The following is a 3,457-nucleotide window of genomic DNA, read 5'->3' as shown; positions in this document are numbered from 1 at the left end:
TTATGTTCCGCTGGTCGTTATGTGGCCGCTGCGGCGGGAAGCCGCATGGCTTAGGGTGGCGCGCGTTCTGGAGGGCACATAACGGTCACAGCGAACCGAGCCATTTCAGCAACTGCTCGTCTTCGCGCCATCCTGTTCTTGGATGAGGCGACTTCGAAGTTGTGTCGGGAGGGAGGCAGGTTGCCACGGCAGCCATCTTTCCTCTCAGGGTGATTTCCGCATAGCGGTTCGTGGTGTCGAGGCTGACATGTCCTAGCCAGGCTCTGATGACATTTACATCGACACCCTGCTCCAAAAGACCAACGGCCGTGGAGTGGCGGAAGACGTGAGGAGAGATGCCGCGACGCCTTTTGTCAGCAGGACGCGAACGCAAGCCAGCTGTATGCCGTTTAACGATTTTGTAGATGCCGAACCGCGTCAGAGGCTTGTGCTGACGGGACGTGAACAAGGTGGCAGAAGGGTCTCCGTGCTTGTCCGGCATTAACTGCTTCAACAGTGCAGCAGTCTCGGGCCAGAGCGGACAGATGCGCCACTTATCCCCTTTCCCATGCAACCGCGCACGCAAAGGCCCATCAAGATCGACATCAACGATCCTCAGTTCGGCGACTTCTTGTACCCGCGCTCCGGTGTTGTAAAGGAGCATGAAGAGAGCTCGATCTCGAAGCGCAAGCGTTCCCAGCCGGGGAAGGCTCTTGAACAGCGTCTCGATCTCTTCGTGCTCCAGATAGTCGGTCTGAGGAGGCGCTGTGCACTTGACGGGGATTGCCTCCACACGTTGCGCTTCAGCCAGCATCTCGGGATTCTGAAGAGCCAGATACCGGTAGAAGGTATGCAAGGCGGCGAGCCGCTGATTCCGCGTGCTCACCTGATTCCCGCGTGTGACCTCCATCATGTTCAGGAAGTCGAGCACTCGCTGTGACGACAGGTCCGGAAGAGCAAGCCGCGTAATTGGACGACTGCGACTGCTTGCGACGTAGGCAAGGAAGAGTTTCAAGGTATCGCGATAGCTACGAATCGACCCTGGTCGAAGTCCCTTTTGAGCCTTCAGATAGTCTTCGAAGAAGGCGAAGATTGTTTGACCCACATTCTTCATTGCAAGCCTCCTTCCGGAGCTATTGCCTGGAACCGTCGAGCCGCTTCATGCAGCAGATCCTCGGTGATCGTCAGATACACAGCGGTCGAAGCGGGGTCGACATGACCGAGGAACGTGGAGAGAGTCATCAGCCTGCAGTTGGGATCGATGCCCTCTCGATACCAGCGAAGTAGCGTGGCCACTGCGAACGAGTGCCGTAGATCATGGAGTCTCGGGAACGATACGCCTGGTGGGATATTCAGTTCCAGCTTTGGCACGAGAGCATGGAAGGTCATACTTATGCCCGTCGTGCTCATGGAACCCCGTTTCGTGTAGGAGAACATAGGCAGTTCAGGATCAGGGGAGATGCCATGGCGCTGTTCTACATAGCGTTTGAGACGTTGCGCCAGGTTGGGACCCAACGGTACGATCCGGGTCTTGGCGAACTTGGTATCCCGGATCAACAGCGTGTTTTGGATGAGGTCTGCATCCGCCAGCTTGAGACGTGCCACTTCTCCAACCCGCAAGCCCAGCCCGTAGAGCAGAGCGAACACGGTCTCGTAAACCAGCCCTCGATGTCTCGTCCGTGATCCTTCCGGTAGACACCGTGCCACCGCGAGCAAGCGCCTCGCAGTGGCGAGATCGAAAAGATACGGGATACGGGTACCAGTGATGCGGCGAGGACTCGCCGTCACAGGACTCGACTGTATCCATTCCTGCATGACGGCGAAGTTGAAAAAGCGGCGCAGCACACCCAGAAGCTGGTTGTAGCTGCAAGCACTCACTCTGGGGCGAGACCTTATAAAATCGTCGATCACTGAGCCGTCGATTGTTTGCCACTCCGTGATGCGGACACTATGGATGTAGCGGTCGAGAAGCCGTAAGATTTCGCTGTCCGTGTCGTATTTGCGATTAAGAGCGCGCTTGTATTGCACGAACTGATTGAAGAACGTGGCCAGGAAGCTCTGGAAGATAGTGGTTTTCATAGCGCCTCCCCATCCCCCATCGCAACCTCGCGTAGAGAAGACATAGCTACCTTTGTGTAGACGCGAGTGGATTGCGACGAGCTATGACCCACGTAATCACCGATGGTCTTGAGTGAAAATTCAGCGTCGATCAGCCGTTGCACACAGGTATGCCGGAGGGTGTGCGATCCGCCTTTGTGCACCTTGATACTCGCCTTCTGAAGATAGAGCGCAACGCTGGATGAGACGGCAGCGGAACTGATGGGAGCCTGCGGAGCTATGGCACGGAAGAACAGATGACGGTCGGAAGTTTCAGGCCGGCCTCGCTTGATATAGTCGATGAGAGCTTCCGCTACGACTCCGGCTAGAGGATAGGCCGTCGAGTGCCCAGCCTTGCGCGAGAGAACCTGAAGCCGTTCGCGCTTCCAGTCGATATCATCGAGCGTAAGCTTTGCTACTTCATTCGCGCGCAGACCGTAGGTCACAAGAAGAAGCAAAATGGCATAGTCGCGCCGTCCACGGATCGTTCTTCGCTCCACCGCCTCCAGCATGCGGCGAACCTCATCCCAGGTAATGGAACGGGGCACATCGTTCAGGCGATAGACCTGCGACATGCCAACCGCTCCGTTGAGATCACGCTTGATAATCGCCTCACGGTGACAGAACCGCAGAAACACCCGCAAATGGCCGCAGAGATCGCGACGGGTGCGCGGAGCCATCCTCGGAGCACGGTCGATGATGAAAGATGCAAGAAGCGCTGGAGACAACTCGCTGAGCGAAACAACGCCAGCTTGACTGAGATAATCCGCAAACTCCTTCAGATGGCGGCGGTACGTGTAGATCGTGATTTCATTGAGCCCGCGCTCTTTTCGCAAATAGTCGGCGAACCCGGGAGCTTCAGATTTCATAGGAAATGCCTGGCAGTGCCGATTGCGCTTAACGCTGCCTTCGCTGACTAGCCGCAGCATCTGAAGAACCACGCTCTCGGCATATATCTTGTGCTTTCGCAGAGATGCTGATGTCTTTGCCCCGGCTCCATGCTGGTTCAGCCACTCGGATACGAACGCTTCAACATGGTCTCTGGCCGCACCTATATCGGTACAGCCATTCTCCTGCGTGAAGTCGGCAAAGTGGAAAAGTAGCGGCACCCGGCCAACCACGGTGGCACGACTGTAACCATGTGCTCCCAGCCACTCCACGTATCTCTCTATGGGCGAACCGAGCCAGCAACCGCGAATTCTATCGAGCGTTGAGGGTTTGACGAAATAGTGTTCGAGCATGACATTCTCCATTCGGAAAAATCCGATGGGAGCATCATCATGCACCATGACTCCTCCGTTATGTGCCCTCCAGAACGCCCACCGCCCTCAGCCATGCGGCTTCTCGTTGCATCCGCCACATAATGGCCAGCGGAACATAA

At 56.4% G+C, this 3,457-nt stretch carries 3 protein-coding genes; all 3 read right to left on the bottom strand.

What is annotated here, in order from left to right:
- Positions 1–85 precede the first annotated feature (85 nt).
- The 3 genes from C7378_RS17570 to C7378_RS17560 are packed head-to-tail and all read right to left on the bottom strand — an operon-like array spanning position 86 to position 3,365.
- A complete protein-coding gene (locus C7378_RS17570; RefSeq protein ID WP_131999596.1) occupies positions 86–1,093 on the bottom strand; it encodes a tyrosine-type recombinase/integrase in 1,008 nt (335 codons plus the stop codon).
- Complete coding sequence (locus C7378_RS17565) at positions 1,090–2,058, bottom strand: tyrosine-type recombinase/integrase (RefSeq protein WP_131999594.1); 969 nt, start codon at positions 2,056–2,058, stop codon at positions 1,090–1,092. The genes C7378_RS17570 and C7378_RS17565 overlap by 4 nt, the downstream gene beginning before the upstream one ends.
- Entirely contained in the window at positions 2,055–3,365 is a 1,311-nt protein-coding gene (locus C7378_RS17560) for a tyrosine-type recombinase/integrase (RefSeq protein ID WP_207901475.1), read from the bottom strand. Before C7378_RS17560 ends, C7378_RS17565 begins: the two co-directional genes overlap by 4 nt.
- Between the last annotated feature and the right edge of the window lie 92 nt (positions 3,366–3,457).

The organism is Acidipila rosea (genome assembly GCF_004339725.1).
Classification (GTDB): Bacteria; Acidobacteriota; Terriglobia; order Terriglobales; family Acidobacteriaceae; genus Acidipila; species Acidipila rosea.
Note: the sequence above shows the minus strand (reverse complement) of the source record. Positions and strands in the feature narration are given on the sequence as shown.

Excerpts from the sequence above, each read along its gene's own strand:
- C7378_RS17570 (WP_131999596.1), bottom strand. The coding sequence starts at position 1,093 with ATGAAGAATGTGGGTCAAACAATCTTCGCCTTCTTCGAAGACTATCTG.
- C7378_RS17565 (WP_131999594.1), bottom strand. The coding sequence starts at position 2,058 with ATGAAAACCACTATCTTCCAGAGCTTCCTGGCCACGTTCTTCAATCAG.
- C7378_RS17560 (WP_207901475.1), bottom strand. The coding sequence starts at position 3,365 with ATGGTGCATGATGATGCTCCCATCGGATTTTTCCGAATGGAGAATGTC.